This window comes from Pseudomonas sp. C6002 (assembly GCF_013385805.1).
GTDB lineage: Bacteria > Pseudomonadota > Gammaproteobacteria > Pseudomonadales > Pseudomonadaceae > Aquipseudomonas.
This window is the reverse complement of record NZ_JACAPH010000014.1, coordinates 160,075-176,405: the sequence shown is the minus strand read 5'-3', so window position 1 is coordinate 176,405 and position 16,331 is coordinate 160,075. Positions and strand designations below refer to the sequence as shown.

The window sequence follows — 16,331 nt, the reverse complement described above, 5'->3', positions numbered from 1 at the left end:
CCCGTAAACGCTCGCCTGCACCGTTTTCGCTGCATTGACATGGTATTTAAGTGGTATTAGCTTGCGATCACTACCGGGCGACAACACTCCAATAACCGCATCGGAAACCGACACGATGAACCCCATCCTGGCCCTGCGCCCCGACGATAAACAATCGACGCCGCTGTACCTGCAACTGGCCCGCAACCTCGAAGCCGCGATTCATGCCGGCCAGTGGAAATCCGAGCAGGCATTGCCGTCGGAACGTGCCCTCAGCGAGCAACTGAGCATTTCCCGGGTGACCGCCCGCAAAGCGCTGGAAGTGCTGTTCGAACAAGGCCTGATCCGTCGCAGCCAAGGCTCCGGAACCTTCATCACGCCACGCCTGGAACAACCGCTGTCGCGCCTCTCGGGCTTCAGCGAAATGCTCCGGCTCAAGGGGTTTGTACCGACGTCCCAGTGGCTGGAGCGCGACATCACCCCGCCGACCCATGAAGAGCTGATCCGCCTGGGCCTGTCGCCGAGCGACAAGGTCGCGCGGCTCAAGCGTTTGCGTAAGGCCGACGACACGGTGATGGCGATTGAAATGACCGCCATGCCCGCCTCCGTCCTCCCCCACCCGCAGGCCATCGGCAACTCGCTCTACGAATACCTGGAAAGCATCGGCAAGCCCATCGTGCGCGCCCTGCAACACATCCAGGCGATCAACGCCTCGGATGAGTTCGCAGCCCTGGTGGGCATCGCCCCCGGCACCGCCATGCTGCTGATGACCCGGGTGGGCTACACCGCCGACAACACCCCGATTGAAATCACCGACACCTACTGCCGCAACGACTACTACGACTTCGTCGCAGAACTGCGCCGCCACGACTATTCCGCTGAACTGCGAATTTAGAGAACTGCCCATGTCCGAAGACAATATCCTCACGCCACACGGCTGGATTCGCGGCCGCCTGGTGCACCAGCACGGCAAGGTCACTGCCGTAGAAGGCAGCCCGTGCAACCCGGCTGACAACGACCTGCCGTACCTGCTGCCAGGCTTTATCGACCTGCACGTGCACGGCGGTGGCGGCAAAGACATCATGGAAGGCACCGACGCCTTCCACACCATCACCCGCACCCACGTGCGGTTTGGCACCACCTCGCTGCTGGCCACCACCATGACCGCGCCAGTGGATGAGATTTCCCGCGTGCTCGGCGAAATCGGCACCTATTGCGAAAGCCGCCCGACCGGCACCGCTCGTGTCCTGGGCGTGCACCTGGAAGGCCCCTACATCAATCCGGGAAAACTCGGCGCACAACCGAACTTCGCCCACACCGCCTTGATGGCCGAAGTCGAAGAATACCTGCGCCTGGCGCCGATCCGGGTGATCACCATTGCTCCGGAAATCGCCGGCCATGACGGCCTGATCCGCGCCCTCAGCGAACGTGGCGTGCGCATGCAGATCGGCCACACCCTGGGCAGCTATGAAGAAGGTGTCGCCGCCCTCGCCGCCGGGGCCACCAGCTTTACCCACTTGTACAACGCCATGAGCCCGCTGCATCACCGCGAGCCCGGCATCGTCGGCGCGGCCCTGGCCCACGCCAAATACGCCGAGTTGATTCCCGACCTGCTGCACGTGCACCCCGGTGCCATGCGCGTGGCCCTGCGCTCGATCCCGTGCCTGTACTGCGTCACCGATTCCACCGCCGCTGCCGGCATGCCCGACGGCGAATACAAGCTGGGCAGCCACACCGTGACCAAGTGCCTGGGCGGCGTCCGCCTGGCCGATGGAACGCTGGCCGGCAGCACCCTGACCATGGACCAGGCGCTGCGCAACCTGGTGAAGATCGGCCTGCCGATCAGCGAAGCCTCACAACGCCTGTCGCAATTTCCTGCGGACTACCTGGGCCTCGAAGAACGCGGTCGCCTGCAACCCGGCAGCTTTGCCGACTGCGTGCGCCTGGACCGCTCCCTGCACCTCACCGACGTAATGGTCGAAGGAGAAACCATTGACTTCAAAAATGCTTGAAGAGGCCCTGGCCTCCTGCGAGGCCGTCGAGGCTCAACTGCAACGCCTGGACCCATTGCTGGAGGAAGTCGCCGGCCGCCTGCGTCGCCAGCCGCCGCAAGTGGCAATGACCATTGCTCGCGGCAGCTCGGACCATGCCGCCAGTTACTTCGCCTACCTGACCATGCAACACCTGGGGATTCCGGTGGCGTCGCTGCCGATGTCGGTGGTGACCATGCTGCAATCGCCGCTCAAGGTCAGCGGGCAAGTGGCGTTCGGTTTCTCCCAGTCGGGACAGAGCCCGGACCTGGTCAACAGCCTGCGCCTGTTGCGCAAGCGCGGCGCCTTGAGCATCTCGATGGTCAACGCCGAAGACTCGCCACTGGAAGCCGCCTGCGAATTCCATGTGCCGCTGTGCGCCGGGCCGGAACGCAGCGTCGCCGCCACCAAAAGCTTTATCGCGACCCTGAGCGCCAGCGCCCAGCTGATCGGCCACTGGAATCAGGAAGACGAGTTGCTGCAAGCCTGTAAGGCACTGCCCGAAGGTTTGCGTGAAGCCGCCAGGCAAGACTGGAGCCTGGCCATCGACGCCCTGCGCGACTGCCAGCAACTGATGGTGATCGGCCGTGGCGCCGGTTTTGCCATTGCCCAGGAAGCCGCGCTCAAGCTCAAGGAAACCTCGGCGATCCAGGCCGAAGCCTTCAGCAGCGCCGAAGTGCGCCATGGCCCGATGGCTCTGATCGATGACAACTACCCGCTGCTGGTTTTCGCGCCCCGTGGTGCCGAACAAGCCGGCCTGCTGAGCCTGGCCGCCGATATGCGCCAGCGCGGTGCCCGCGTGCTGCTGGCCGCTCCCGATGACATCGCCGAGCGCGACCTGACTCTGAGCCGCGCCGAACACCCGGCCCTGGACCCGATCCTGGCGATCCAGAGTTTCTACGTGATGGCCGCCGGTTTGGCAGAGGCCCGGGGCATGGACCCGGACCAACCGCGTCACTTGAGCAAAGTGACCCGCACCCACTGAGTTGATTGCAGCGTTTTCCTGATGAGTACCGTGCCCATGTCCCACAATAATAAAGACCTCACCCTCAGCGCTCCCCTCAGTGGGCCGGTGCTGACCCTGGGCGACGTTCCCGACGAAGTGTTCGCCAGTGGCGCCATGGGCGACGGCATTGCCATCGACCCGCTCAACGATTGCCTGCACGCGCCGTGTGATGGCGTGATCATCCACGTCGCCCGCACCGGGCATGCGCTGACCATTCGCGCCGATAACGGCGCTGAATTGCTGATGCACGTGGGCATCGACACGGTGGAATTGAATGGCGAAGGCTTTGCGCTGCTGGTCAAGCAAGGTGCGCGGGTCAGCAAGGGCCAGGCACTGGTGCAGTTTGACCTGGACCTGATTGCGCGCCAGTGCAAAAGCCTGGTCAGCCTGATTATCCTGACCAACAACGAGCTGTTTGAGCTACGGCCGATCACCTTGAAAACAGTGAAGGTCGGCGAGCCGCTGCTGCATGTGGTTGCACGGTTGGCCGGTGCAGCGAAAGTGATTGATGAGTCGGTCACCGAAGCCAGCGCGACTATTCGCATCACCCATCGTGGCGGCCTGCACGCGCGCCCCGCTGCCTTGATCCGCAAGACCGCACAGGCATTCAGCAGCCAGTCGCAGCTGCATTTCGCCGGCAAGTCGGCTTCGTGCGACAGCCTGATCGGCTTGATGGGCCTGGGGATTGGTGAGCAGGACGAGGTGCAGGTCACCTGTCGTGGCAAGGATTGTGAAGCGGCGCTGCAAGCACTGATCGCTGCGCTGTCGGTGGAAGTTGGCGAAGCGCATCACGCTCCAGTGGCCGTCGCCCCACGCCGCGCGAATACCGAAGCCGGAGTACTGCAAGGCGTGTGTGCCGCGCCGGGGTTGGTCTGCGGCCCGTTGTTCCGCCTGAACGGAATCGAGCTGCCGGTGGACCTGGGCAACAACGTGCCGGATGAACAATTGCAGCACCTGGACAGCGCCCTGGAACAGGTGCGTAGCGAAATCCGCCACACCCTGGACCAGGCCCGTCAGCGCAAGGATGTGGAGGAAGAAGAGATCTTCGCCGCCCACCTGGCCCTGCTGGAAGACCCTACGTTGCTGGAGGCCGCCACCGCCGCCATCGAACAGGGCAGCGCCGCCACTCACGCCTGGCGTGATGCGATCCAGGCCCAATGCGCGGTGCTGCTGGCACTGGGTAAACCGTTGTTCGCCGAACGCGCCAACGACCTGCGCGACTTGCAGCAACGCGTGCTGCGGGCGTTGCTGGGCGAGGCCTGGAATTTTGATTTGCCGGCCGGCGCTATCGTCTCGGCCCATGAGCTGACCCCATCGGATCTGCTGCAACTGAGCAATCAACACGCCGCCGGTATCTGCATGGCCGAAGGCGGCGCGACGTCTCATGTGGCGATTCTGGCGCGGGGTAAAGGCTTGCCGTGCGTGGTTGCACTGGGCACTGAATTGCTTGATGTGCCCCAAGGCCAGCGCGTGGTGCTGGATGCCGCCAACGGCCGCCTGGAGCTGACGCCGGATGATGCGCGCCACGCCCAGGTTCACCAGTTGCGCGATGCACAGAAACTGCGGCGCCAACAGCAGCACGCGCAGGCTCAAGGCACCGCCAGCACTCAGGATGGCGTGCGTATTGAAGTGGCCGCGAATGTCGCCTCCAGCGTAGAAGCCCAACTGGCCTTCGAGAATGGCGCCGATGGCGTCGGCCTGCTGCGCACAGAATTTCTGTTCGTCGACCGCCGCACTGCGCCCGATGAACAGGAGCAGCGCCAGGCCTACCAAGCCGTGCTGGATGCCATGGGCGACAAATCCGTGATCATCCGCACCATCGACGTCGGCGGCGACAAGCAACTCGACTACCTGCCGCTGCCGTTCGAGACCAACCCGGTGCTGGGCCTGCGGGGCATTCGCATGGCGCAAGTGCGTCCGGAGGTGCTGGACCAGCAACTGCGTGCCCTTCTCCAGGTCAGCCCGCTGGAACGCTGCCGCATCCTGCTGCCAATGGTCAGCGAAGTCGACGAACTGCTGCACATTCGCCAGCGCCTCAATGAACTGTGCGCCGAGCTGGAACTGACCCAACGCCCGGAACTGGGGGTGATGATCGAAGTGCCCGCGGCGGCGCTGATGGCCGAACAACTGGCCGAGCACGCGGACTTTCTGTCCATCGGCACCAATGACCTATCGCAGTACACCCTCGCCATGGACCGCGACCACGCCGGCCTCGCCGCCCGGGTCGATGCCATGCACCCGGCGCTGTTGCGGCTGATCGCCCAGACGTGCATCGGCGCAGCCAAGCATGGGCGCTGGGTCGGTGTGTGCGGGGCGCTGGCGTCCGACCCGCTGGCCACGCCGGTGCTGATCGGCCTGGGCATCAGCGAGCTGTCCGTCAGCCCGCCGCAAATCGGAGAAATCAAGGACCGTGTCCGTCACCTGGACGCAGCCCAATGCCGGCAACTGAGCCAAAGCCTGCTTAACCTGAGCAGCGCCAAAGCCGTTCGCCAAGCCTGTCAACACCACTGGCCGCTGAGCTGAAAACAACAAGAATAGGGAGACACGCCGTGTACCAATATTTTATCGAAGGGCTGCAACGCCTGGGCCGTGCACTGATGCTGCCGATCGCGATTCTGCCGATCGCCGGCCTCCTGCTGCGACTGGGCGACACTGACCTGCTGAACATCGCGGTGATGCACGACGCCGGGCAGGCGATCTTCGCCAACCTGGCGCTGATCTTCGCCATCGGCATTGCCGTGGGTTTTGCCCGCGACAACAACGGCACGGCGGGCCTGGCAGGCGCCATCGGTTACCTGGTGATGGTCTCCACCCTCAAGGTGATGGACGCCAGCATCAACATGGGCATGCTCGCGGGCATCGCCAGCGGCTTGATGGCCGGTGCCCTGTATAACCGCTTCAAGGACATCAAGCTGCCGGAGTACCTCGCATTCTTTGGTGGGCGACGGTTTGTGCCGATCGTCACCGGGTTCTCCGCAGTGGCGCTGGGGGTGATCTTTGGTTTGATCTGGCCACCCGTGCAGCAAGGCATCAACAGCTTCGGCGTGTTGCTGATGGAAAGCGGCAGTTTTGGTGCGTTCGTGTTTGGCGTGTTCAACCGCCTGCTGATCGTCACCGGCTTGCACCATATCCTCAACAACATGGCGTGGTTTGTGTTCGGCACCTTCACCGACCCGACGACCGGCGCGGTAGTGACCGGCGACCTGACTCGCTATTTTGCCGGCGACCCGAAAGGTGGGCAGTTCATGACCGGCATGTTCCCGGTAATGCTGTTCGGCCTGCCGGCGGCGTGCCTGGCGATGTACCGCAATGCACTGCCGGAGCGGCGCAAGATCATGGGCGGGATTTTCCTGTCGATGGCGCTGACCTCGTTCCTGACCGGGGTCACCGAGCCGATCGAATTCGCCTTCATGTTCCTCGCGCCGTTCCTGTACCTGGTGCATGCGCTGCTGACCGGGTTGTCGATGGCGATCACCAACATGCTCAACATTCACCTGGGCTTTACCTTCTCCGGTGGGTTTATCGACATGGTGCTGGGTTGGGGTAAATCCACCAACGGCTGGTTGGTATTCCCGGTTGGGCTGGCGTATGCGGTGATCTACTACAGCGTGTTCAACTACTGCATCCGTCGCTTCAATTTGAAGACGCCCGGGCGTGAGGATATTCAGGTCGCGCAGGCCGAGGCCATGACCGATAACCAACGGGCCGGGGCTTACATTCGGGCGCTGGGTGGTGCAGAGAATCTGCTGAGTGTGGGTGCTTGCACGACGCGTCTGCGGCTGGACATGGTGGACCGCAACAAGGCGGTGGATGCCGAGTTGAAGGCGCTGGGTGCGATGGCCGTGGTTCGACCGGGTAATGGCGGGAGTTTGCAGGTGGTGGTCGGGCCGATGGCGGACAGCATTGCCGATGAGATTCGGTTGGCGATGCCTTCGTATGTTGGAGTCACTCCGGTCGCTGCTGCACCGGTTGAGAAGAGCACGCCGGTGAACGTGCATGAGGCCGAGAAATGGCTGAGTGCGCTGGGCGGTCGGGCCAATGTTTTGCAATTGGATGCGGTGGCGATGACGCGGCTGCGGGTGGAGTTGGGGGATGGTTCGGTGTTGTCGGAATCTCAACTGACGGCGCTGGGTTGCCAGGGTGTGAGCCAGCTTGAGAGTGGGATTTGGCACTTGCTGATTGGTGACAAGGCTTCGGGGTTGGGTGAGGCGTTGGAGCGGTTGGTCAGTGGCCGTGAGGTTGGGGTAAAAGCCTGAATCTTTGCTGAGCATCAGGGCCTCTTCGCGAGCAAGCCCGCTCCCACATTTTGATCGGTGCCCGTCATGGCAACGCGGTCAAATGTGGGAGCGGGCTTGCTCGCGAATGGCCGTGACAGGCAACAAAAAACCCGCTGACCAAACTGGCCCAGCGGATTTCTTGTTTTGCAGCCAGCGAATCAAAAATCCGCCAACTGCCACACCTCATACGCCGGTGTCTCGTACGGATGGCTCAGTTTCAACGCAGCCACTACAGCCACGATCAACTCATCCGCCACCACCAACTCAACCTTCCATTCTTCAACCACTTCAACCTGCCCCACCTGCCCGATAAACGGTTGGCTGCCGTCCATCGCGCGGAATTGGCCCTGGCCCAGTACCTGCCAGGCGCAGCTGTCGTAGTTGCCGATGCGCCCGCCGCCGGCTGCGAAGACGGCGGTTTTCACCGTCTCCACGTGGCTGTCGGGCACAAAGAAGCTGAGCTTGTACACCGACTTAGTTCACCCAGACGCGAGCGTTACGGAACATGCGCATCCACGCGCCGTCTTCGTTCCACTCTTCCGGGCGCCACGAGTTCTGCACGGCGCGGAACACACGCTCCGGGTGCGGCATCATGATGGTGACGCGACCGTCGCGGCTGGTCAGCCCGGTGATCCCGCGCGGCGAGCCGTTCGGGTTGGCCGGGTAGCCTTCGGTGACCTTGCCGTGGTTGTCGACAAAACGCAGGGCCACAGTACCGGACAGGTCGGCTTCCAGCAGTGCTTCTTCGCTGGCGAATTCCGCATGGCCTTCACCGTGGGCGATGGCGATTGGCATGCGCGAACCGGCCATGCCCTGCAGGAAGATCGAGTTGGATTCCTGTACCTGGACCATCGCAACCCGCGCTTCGAACTGCTCGGAACGGTTACGCACAAAGTGCGGCCAGAACTCGCTGCCCGGGATCAGTTCGCTGAGGTTGGACATCATCTGGCAACCGTTGCACACACCCAGGGTGAAGCTGTCATTACGCTCGAAGAAGCCCTGGAACGCGTCACGGGCACGGCTGTTGAACAGGGCCGACTTGGCCCAGCCTTCACCGGCACCCAGTACGTCGCCGTAGGAGAAACCACCGCAGGCAACCAGACCTTTGAACTCATTGAGGTCGACGCGACCGGCGAGGATGTCGCTCATGTGCACGTCGATCGCATTGAAACCGGCACGGTCGAACGCCGCCGCCATTTCCACCTGGCCGTTGACGCCCTGCTCACGCAGTACGGCCACTTGTGGGCGGATGCCTTTCTTGATGTAAGGCGCGGCGATGTCCTGGTTGACGTCGAAGCTGAGCTTGGTGCTCAGGCCCGGGTTGTCTTCTTCCAGGATCACGTCGAATTCCTGCTCGGCGCAGTCGGCGTTGTCGCGCAGGCGCTGGATCTGGTAGCTGGTCTCGGCCCACTGGCGTTGCAGCAGGCGGCGCTGGCCTTCAAACACGGTTTCGCCGTTGAAGACGATGTTGATTTCACCGTTGTTGATCGGCTGGCCAATCACGGCCACGCAGTCGCCCAGGCCAGCGGCGCTGAACTGTGCGAGTACGTCCGGGGTTGCGTCCTGGCGAACCTGGATCACGGCGCCCAGCTCTTCGTTGAACAGGATTGCTGCGATGTCGGCGGAAGTTTCTGCCAGGCCATCGAGGTTCAGGCTCAGGCCGCAGTGACCGGCGAAGGCCATTTCCACGGCGCTGGTCAGCAAACCACCGTCGGAACGGTCGTGGTAAGCCAGCAGGTGGCCGTCGGCGTTCAGGCCCTGGATCACGGCGAAGAAAGCTTTCAGGTCTTCGGCGTCGTCGACGTCCGGGGCCTGCTTGCCGAGCTTGCCGTGCACCTGGGCAAGGATCGAGGCGCCCATGCGGTTCTGGCCGCGACCGAGGTCGATCAGGATCAGGTCGGTGGTGCCCTTGTCCATGCGCAGTTGCGGGGTCAGGGTCTGGCGAATGTCGGTGACTGGCGCAAAGCCGGTAACGATCAGCGACAGCGGCGAGGTGACGCTCTTGTCCACGCCTTCATCGTTCCAGCGGGTGGCCATGGACATGGAGTCCTTGCCCACCGGAATGGTGATGCCCAGCTCAGGGCACAGCTCCATGCCGACCGCTTTCACGGTGTCGTACAGACGCGCATCTTCACCCGGGTGACCGGCAGCGGACATCCAGTTGGCCGACAGCTTGATGTCGGAGATCTTGGCAATACGCGACGCTGCGATGTTGGTCAGGGTTTCGCCGATGGCCATGCGGCCCGACGCCGGAGCGTCCAGCAGCGCCAGCGGAGTACGCTCGCCCATGGCCATGGCTTCACCGGTGTACACGTCGAAGCTGGTGGCGGTGACGGCAACGTCAGCCACCGGGACCTGCCACGGGCCGACCATTTGATCACGGGCAACCAGACCGGTGATGGTGCGGTCGCCGATGGTGATCAGGAAGCTTTTGCTGGCAACGGCCGGGTGGTGCAGGACGCGCTCCACGCAGTCGGCGATGGCCAGGGTCGACGGGTCGAAATCGTCGCCCAGTTCGTTTTCACGCACGGCCGAACGGTGCATGCGCGGGGCTTTGCCCAGCAGCACTTCCAGCGGCATGTCCACCGGGCTGTTGCCGAAGTGGCTGTCGGTGACCGTCAGTTGCGGCTCGGCAGTGGCTTCGCCGACTACCGCAAACGGGCAGCGCTCGCGCTCGCAAATCGCCTGGAAGCGTTCGAAGTCTGCAGGACCTACCGCCAACACGTAGCGTTCCTGGGATTCGTTGCTCCAGATTTCGTGCGGGGCCATGCCCGGCTCGTCGTTTGGAATGTTGCGCAGTTCGAAACGGCCGCCACGGTCGCCATCGTTGACCAGTTCCGGGAAGGCGTTGGACAAACCACCTGCGCCAACGTCGTGGATGAAGCTGATGGGGTTTTTGTCACCCAGTTGCCAGCAACGGTCGATGACTTCCTGGCAACGGCGTTCCATCTCAGGGTTTTCACGCTGTACGGAAGCGAAGTCCAGGTCGGCCGAGCTGGTGCCGGTGGCCATGGAGGAAGCGGCGCCGCCACCCAGGCCGATCAGCATCGCCGGGCCACCGAGGACGATCAGCTTGGAGCCGACCAGAATCTCGCCTTTCTGTACGTGTTCGGCGCGGATGTTGCCCATGCCGCCGGCCAACATGATTGGCTTGTGGTAACCGCGCACTTCATCGCCACGCGGGGTGGTGATGGATTGCTCGAAAGTACGGAAGTAACCGGTCAGGGCCGGACGCCCGAATTCGTTGTTGAACGCGGCGCCGCCCAGCGGGCCTTCGATCATGATGTCCAGCGCAGTGACGATGCGCTCAGGCTTGCCGTACGGCACTTCCCACGGCTGTTCGAAGCCCGGGATCTGCAGGTTGGACACGGTGAAGCCGGTGAGGCCAGCCTTTGGCTTGGCGCCACGACCGGTTGCACCTTCGTCGCGAATCTCGCCGCCGGAACCGGTGGCTGCGCCCGGGAACGGGGCAATCGCGGTCGGGTGGTTGTGGGTCTCGACTTTCATCAGGATATGCACCGGCTCCTGCACCGCGCCGTACTGGCGGGTTTCAGGGTCCGGGAAGAAACGGCCGGCGACAGAGCCGACGATGACCGAGGCATTGTCCTTATAAGCCGACAGAACGCCTTCGCTGTGCATCACGTAGGTGTTCTTGATCATGCCGAACAGGCTTTTTTCCTGGCTCTGGCCGTCGATGTCCCAACTGGCGTTGAAGATCTTGTGGCGGCAGTGCTCGGAGTTCGCCTGGGCGAACATCATCAGTTCGATGTCGTGGGGGTTGCGCTTCAGGCCGATGAAGGCGTTGACCAGGTAGTCAATTTCGTCTTCGGCCAGGGCCAGGCCCAGCTCGGTGTTGGCGGTTTCCAGGGCGGCACGGCCACCACCGAGCACGTCAATCGCGGTCAGCGGCTTGGGTTCGGCGTGGCTGAACAGACCGGCGGCCTGTTCCAGCTGGCTGACGATGATCTGGGTCATGCGGTCGTGCAGGCTGCTGGCGATCAGCTCGGCCTCGGCCTCGCTGAACTGGCCTGCTACATAGAAGGCAATCCCGCGTTCCAGGCGCTGGATTTTTTCCAGGCCGCAGTTGCGGGCGATGTCGCTGGCCTTGCTCGACCAGGGCGAGATGGTGCCGAACCGTGGCAGAACCAGGAACAAGCGGCCCGCAGGCTCTTGAACTGGAACGCTGGGACCGTACTTCAGAAGGCGCGCCAGCACTTGCTGTTCGTCGGCGGTCAAAACGCCAGTAACGTCGGCGAAGTGAGCAAATTCAGCATACAAGCCACTGACAGAAGGTACCTTCTGGCTCAGTTGCTCAAGGAGTTTGCTGTGGCGAAAGGCAGAAAGGGCAGGAGCGCCGCGCAGGATCAACATCTTCGGGACAGCCTCGGGAAGGGGGTGTGCTTTGAGGCCGTGCATTCTAGCGTAAACCGTCGCCAACGGCACCCGAAACGGCACCAGTGGCCGCAGCCGGACGTCAGTTGGCATAAATCGCACGATATCATATGGCCATACAGGCTATTCCGAGCAGTTATTTTAACCGTCACAATCGGCTGCCAAGCCCCGTTTCTGCGGGCTGCAGCCAAGGTTTACGGGCGCTAGCAGACAAGCGCCCCGCTGTCGAGATATGGCGCCGAGGGTCCTTTGCGTATACTGCGCAGATGTTCTCCCCTACTGCTTTACGCCCGCGATGCGCCAAATGGCTCTTCGTTACCGGACTCTTCCTGCTGCTCAGTGCGTGTGTGGATAAACCCAACACGCTCGAGCGAATCAAGGAGGATGGCGTATTGCGGGTGGTCACCCGAAACAGTCCGGCCACTTATTTCCAGGACCGTAACGGCGAAACCGGCTTCGAATACGAACTGGTGAAACGTTTTGCCGACGAGTTAGGGGTAAAGCTCGAGATCGAGGCGGCCGACAACCTGGATGACCTGTTCTCGCAGATCGGCAAACCCAACGGCCCGGTACTGGCCGCCGCCGGCCTGGTCAGCAGTGAGCAGCGTCGCCAGCAAGTGCGTTTCTCCCACCCTTATCTGGAAGTCACCCCGCAGATCATCTACCGCAACGGCCAGTCCCGGCCGACCACCGCGGCAGACCTGGTGGGCAAGAAGATCATGGTGCTCAAGGGCAGCACCCACGCCGAGCAACTGGCGCAGCTGAAAAAACAGTTTCCCGGGATTGAATACGAAGAGTCCGACGCCGTTGAGGTGGTCGACCTGCTGCGCATGGTGGATGAGGGCCAGATCGACCTGACGCTGGTGGACTCCAACGAAGTGGCGATGAACCAGGTGTACTTCCCCAACGTGCGGGTGGCCTTTGACCTCGGTGACGCCAGCCATCAAGCCTGGGCGGTTGCCGCCGGTGAAGACAACAGCCTGCTCAACGAGGTCAACAACTACCTCGACAAGGTGGAAAAGAACGGCACGCTGCAACGCCTGAAAGATCGCTATTACGGGCACGTCGATGTACTCGGCTACATGGGCGCCTACACCTTCGCCCAGCATCTGCAGCAGCGCCTGCCCAAATACGAGAAACACTTCCGGGCCTATGCCAAGGAAGAAAAGGTCGACTGGCGCCTGCTGGCGGCCATCGGCTACCAGGAATCACTCTGGCAGCCGGCGGTGACCTCCAAGACCGGCGTGCGCGGCCTGATGATGCTGACCCAGAACACGGCGCAGGCCATGGGCGTGTCCAACCGCCTGGACGCCAAGCAGAGCATCATGGGCGGCGCCAAGTACCTGGCCAAGATCAAGGATGAGCTGGACGACAAGATTGCCGAGCCGGACCGCACCTGGTTTGCCCTGGCGGCGTACAACGTCGGCACCGGGCATTTGGACGACGCGCGCAAGCTGGCCGAAAAAGAAGGCCTGAACCCGAACAAGTGGCTGGACGTGAAGAAGATGCTGCCGCGCCTGTCGCAGAAGCAGTGGTACAGCAAGACGCGGTATGGCTATGCCCGTGGCGGTGAGCCCGTGCATTTTGTGGCGAACATCCGGCGTTACTACGACATTCTGACGTGGGTGACGCAGCCGCAGCTGGAAGGCAACCAAGTGGTCGAAGGCAACCTGCATGTGCCGGGTGTGGACAAGACCAAGCCGACGGAAGAAACCCCGCAGCTGTAATCCCCCGATTCTCCAAACACCACAAAACCAATGTGGGAGCGGGCTTGCTCGCTCCCACATTTGATCTTCGTCGTCTTATAGAGCGGTGTTCAGGCCGGTAAGCAGGTGCACCACCCCACCCGCCAACACCATCACGCCCGGCACGCCTGCCGCCTTGAGCGCCTGCGCATCCAACCGCCCCGCATCCTGCAACTGCACCCGCACCCGGGTCAGTGCTACCCGCTGCTGCGACTTGAGATTCTCCGCGCCGCCCAGCGCATTCAGCACTGCCGGGGCCAACAGTGTTTCGCTCACTGGAGCTGCCTGCGGCGTTTCAAGCACCAGATCCGGCGTCAGGGCCTTCCAGAACGCCCGCTGAAATTTCTCGAACATGTCAGTTCTCCACAACCAATGAGGTTTCAACGGTAGCCGCGTGGTACAGGCGCAACGCCTCGCGAACCTGCGCCGCTTCTTCCAGGCCCAGCACCTGGCGGGCGATGGATTGGCAGTCCGCCAGGTCCAGCTCGCGCACGGTAGCCTTGATGGTCGGGATCAGCGGCACGCTGACCGACAACTCATCCACCCCCAGCCCGATCAGCACCGGCACCGCCAGCGCTTCAGACGCCAACGCCCCACACACGCCGACCCACTTGCCATGGGCATGGGCCGCCTTGACGGTGGCGGCGATCAGCCGCAGCACCGCCGGGTGAAAGCTGTCGGCCTGGCTGGCGAGGCGCGGGTGATCGCGGTCCATGGCCAGGGTGTATTGGGTCAGGTCGTTGGTGCCGATGGAGAAGAAATCCACCTCCGGCGCAAACAGATCGGCCATCAATGCCGCCGATGGCACTTCGATCATGATTCCCAGCTTCGGCAGTTCCGTCAGCCCCAGGGCCAGCGCTTCCTCTTCAAGAATCTGCCGCGCCAGGCGCAGCTCCGAGAGCAGGCTGACCATCGGCAACATGATGTGCAAACGGGCGAAACCGGCACTGGCGAGAATTGCACGGAATTGTTCACGCAACAGTTCCGGGCGCTCCAGGCACAGGCGAATCCCACGCAGGCCAAGGAACGGGTTGGTCTCGCTGTCCATCGGCACATAGGCCAACGGCTTGTCGCCACCAACGTCGAGGGTGCGCACCACCAGATTGCGCTGCGGGCCCAATGCACGGGCGATGGCGCTGTAGGTGCCCGCCTGCTCCTCGGGGCTCGGCGCGCGGTTGCGGTCCAGGTAGAGGAACTCGGAACGCAGCAAACCAACGCCTTCGCCCCCCAGGGACAATGCCTGCTCCACCTCCTGCAACGATGCGACGTTGGCCGTCACTTCGACGTGATGACCGTCGCGGGTCGTAGCGGGCAACGACGCCTGCTCCACTTCCCGCTGGCGGCGCAGCACTTGTTGTTGGCGGCTGGCTTGCAAGTGTTCGATCTCGGCCAGGTCCGGGTCCAGGTGCAACTCGCCCTTGTCGGCATCCAGCAGCACTTGCTTGCCGTTGGCCAGTTCCAGCACCTGCGCCGGCACCCCGCAGATGGCCGGCAAGCCAAGGGCGCGGGCGAGAATGGCGACGTGGCTGGTAGCGCCGCCGCCCACCGTCACAAAACCCAGCACCTTGCGCGTGTCGAGGCTGGCGGTTTGCGAGGGAGTCAGTTGTTCGGCAATCAGGATTGCCTGCTCCGGCAAATCCCAGGCGCTGTCCTGAACCCCGAGGATCAATTTCAGCACCCGCTGGCCAACGTCTGCCAGGTCGGCAGCGCGCTCGGCAAGCAAGGCGTTGCCCAGGCCCTGGAAGAGCGTGGCGGTGGCCTCGGTGGCGCTGTTCCAGGCGAAGGCCGCGCTCTTGCCCTGGTCCAGCAGGTCGCGGGTTTGTTCCAGCAGGGCCGGATCGTCCAACAACTCCTGATGGGCGCGGAAGATCTCGGACTGGGCAGTGCCGACGGCCTTTTCCTGCAGGGCTTGCAGCGCCTGATTGGCGTTGTTCAGGGCATGGGTCAGGGCCGCACGTTCCAGCGCTTCACCTTTGCCGGTCTCTACGAACGTCAGTGCCGGCTCCTTGACCTGCACCACCTGGCCAAACGCCGAACCGGGCGAGGCGCACACGCCGCGCAGCAAGGTCGCCGATGAATCAGGCGCCACGGGTGCAGCGCCAGGTTGAGGAGCCGCGACGGTTTCACCGCAGCCTTCGGCCAGCAAGGTCACCAGCGCCTGGATCGCCGCTTCGGCATCCTCGCCGGCCGCGCTGACTTGCAAGGTGTCACCCTGCACCGTCTGCAATGCCATGATCCGTACCAGCGACTTGGCGTTGGCGCTCTCGGTTTGCTTGTGCAGGTAAATACTCGCCTTGAAGCCTTTGGCCGCCTGCGCCAGCACCGCCGCCGGGCGCGCATGCAGGCCGTTGGCGTTGGGCAAGGTCAGTGGCCTGGAGAACAGGGCGTCACCCTCCTCGTCTTTCACCTCGTCGGCAACGGCTTGCGGCGTGACTCGCAGCAGTGGCTGCCCCACGTCTACCAGGCCCTGCTCGGGCGTCAGCAGCTTGAAGGGCTCGCCACTGACCACCAGCATCAGGGTCAGCAAACTACGGGCATTGAGCGCCACGTAGTCGGCATCGAATTCAATCAGCGGTTGCCCGGCTTCCACCCGCTGGCCTTCCTCGACCAATCGGGTGAAACCCTTGCCCGCCAGGTTCACGGTGTCCAGGCCGATGTGCATCAGCACCTGGACGCCGTTGTCATCGGTGATGCTCACCGCATGACCACTGTCCTGGATATTGCTGATCACCCCGGCCAGTGGCGCGCAGAGGGTCTGCGAGGTCGGATCGATGCACAGGCCATCGCCGATCAGGCGACTGGAGAACACCGGATCAGGCACCTGGTCCAGGGCGAGCAGCACCCCGGACAATGGCGCCAGCAATTCCAGGGATTGGGTTGTGGTCATGACTTCACCTGCTGT

At 63.1% G+C, this 16,331-nt stretch carries 10 protein-coding genes; 6 read left to right on the top strand and 4 right to left on the bottom strand.

Annotated elements, in window-relative coordinates; translation table 11 throughout:
• Positions 1 to 115: 115 nt before the first annotated feature.
• The 5 genes from HX817_RS09480 to nagE all read left to right on the top strand — a co-directional run bounded on the left by HX817_RS09480 (position 116) and on the right by nagE (position 7,271).
• Entirely contained in the window at positions 116 to 874 is a 759-nt protein-coding gene (locus HX817_RS09480; RefSeq protein WP_003209609.1) for a GntR family transcriptional regulator, read from the top strand.
• Between the two features lie 10 nt (positions 875 to 884).
• Positions 885 to 1,991, top strand: coding sequence for an N-acetylglucosamine-6-phosphate deacetylase (gene nagA, locus HX817_RS09475; RefSeq protein ID WP_087695120.1), 1,107 nt, complete (start codon positions 885 to 887; stop codon positions 1,989 to 1,991).
• Positions 1,972 to 2,994 carry an SIS domain-containing protein gene (locus HX817_RS09470; protein WP_177040149.1) on the top strand — a complete coding sequence of 341 codons (1,023 nt, stop codon included), beginning with the start codon at positions 1,972 to 1,974 and terminating at the stop codon, positions 2,992 to 2,994. Before nagA ends, HX817_RS09470 begins: the two co-directional genes overlap by 20 nt.
• 36 nt (positions 2,995 to 3,030) lie before the next feature.
• Positions 3,031 to 5,538 carry a phosphoenolpyruvate--protein phosphotransferase gene (ptsP, locus tag HX817_RS09465; protein WP_177040148.1) on the top strand — a complete coding sequence of 836 codons (2,508 nt, stop codon included), beginning with the start codon at positions 3,031 to 3,033 and terminating at the stop codon, positions 5,536 to 5,538.
• Positions 5,539 to 5,612: 74 nt separating this feature from the next.
• Positions 5,613 to 7,271 carry an N-acetylglucosamine-specific PTS transporter subunit IIBC gene (gene nagE, locus HX817_RS09460; protein ID WP_218182588.1) on the top strand — a complete coding sequence of 553 codons (1,659 nt, stop codon included), beginning with the start codon at positions 5,613 to 5,615 and terminating at the stop codon, positions 7,269 to 7,271.
• A 179-nt stretch (positions 7,272 to 7,450) separates the two neighbouring features.
• Here nagE and HX817_RS09455 read toward each other — a convergent pair whose 3' ends face one another.
• Both HX817_RS09455 and purL read right to left on the bottom strand, forming a co-directional pair.
• Positions 7,451 to 7,762: an NGG1p interacting factor NIF3 gene (locus tag HX817_RS09455; RefSeq protein WP_087695123.1), complete on the bottom strand. Its 312-nt coding sequence runs from the start codon at positions 7,760 to 7,762 to the stop codon at positions 7,451 to 7,453.
• A 4-nt stretch (positions 7,763 to 7,766) separates the two neighbouring features.
• Positions 7,767 to 11,663 (bottom strand): phosphoribosylformylglycinamidine synthase, encoded by a 3,897-nt coding sequence (purL, locus tag HX817_RS09450; protein ID WP_177021406.1) that lies wholly within the window; start codon positions 11,661 to 11,663, stop codon positions 7,767 to 7,769.
• Positions 11,664 to 11,950: 287 nt separating this feature from the next.
• Here purL and mltF point away from each other — a divergent pair, with 287 nt between their 5' ends.
• Positions 11,951 to 13,411, top strand: coding sequence for a membrane-bound lytic murein transglycosylase MltF (mltF, locus tag HX817_RS09445; protein WP_008438264.1), 1,461 nt, complete (start codon positions 11,951 to 11,953; stop codon positions 13,409 to 13,411).
• A 75-nt stretch (positions 13,412 to 13,486) separates the two neighbouring features.
• Here the strand turns inward: mltF and HX817_RS09440 are convergent, their stop codons facing one another.
• Positions 13,487 to 13,783: a PTS transporter subunit EIIB gene (locus tag HX817_RS09440; RefSeq protein WP_003209625.1), complete on the bottom strand. Its 297-nt coding sequence runs from the start codon at positions 13,781 to 13,783 to the stop codon at positions 13,487 to 13,489.
• A gap of 1 nt (position 13,784) precedes the next feature.
• On the bottom strand, positions 13,785 to 16,316 hold the full coding sequence (gene ptsP, locus HX817_RS09435; RefSeq protein ID WP_177040146.1) for a phosphoenolpyruvate--protein phosphotransferase: 2,532 nt from the start codon (positions 16,314 to 16,316) through the stop codon (positions 13,785 to 13,787).
• Positions 16,317 to 16,331: the final 15 nt, after the last annotated feature.

Bases quoted from the DNA above. Each gene is read 5' to 3' on its own strand.
- ptsP (WP_177040148.1), top strand. From the start codon at position 3,031: ATGTCCCACAATAATAAAGACCTCACCCTCAGCGCTCCCCTCAGTGGG.
- HX817_RS09440 (WP_003209625.1), bottom strand. From the start codon at position 13,783: ATGTTCGAGAAATTTCAGCGGGCGTTCTGGAAGGCCCTGACGCCGGAT.
- purL (WP_177021406.1), bottom strand. From the start codon at position 11,663: ATGTTGATCCTGCGCGGCGCTCCTGCCCTTTCTGCCTTTCGCCACAGC.
- nagE (WP_218182588.1), top strand. From the start codon at position 5,613: ATGCTGCCGATCGCGATTCTGCCGATCGCCGGCCTCCTGCTGCGACTG.
- mltF (WP_008438264.1), top strand. From the start codon at position 11,951: ATGTTCTCCCCTACTGCTTTACGCCCGCGATGCGCCAAATGGCTCTTC.
- ptsP (WP_177040146.1), bottom strand. From the start codon at position 16,316: ATGACCACAACCCAATCCCTGGAATTGCTGGCGCCATTGTCCGGGGTG.
- nagA (WP_087695120.1), top strand. From the start codon at position 885: ATGTCCGAAGACAATATCCTCACGCCACACGGCTGGATTCGCGGCCGC.
- HX817_RS09480 (WP_003209609.1), top strand. From the start codon at position 116: ATGAACCCCATCCTGGCCCTGCGCCCCGACGATAAACAATCGACGCCG.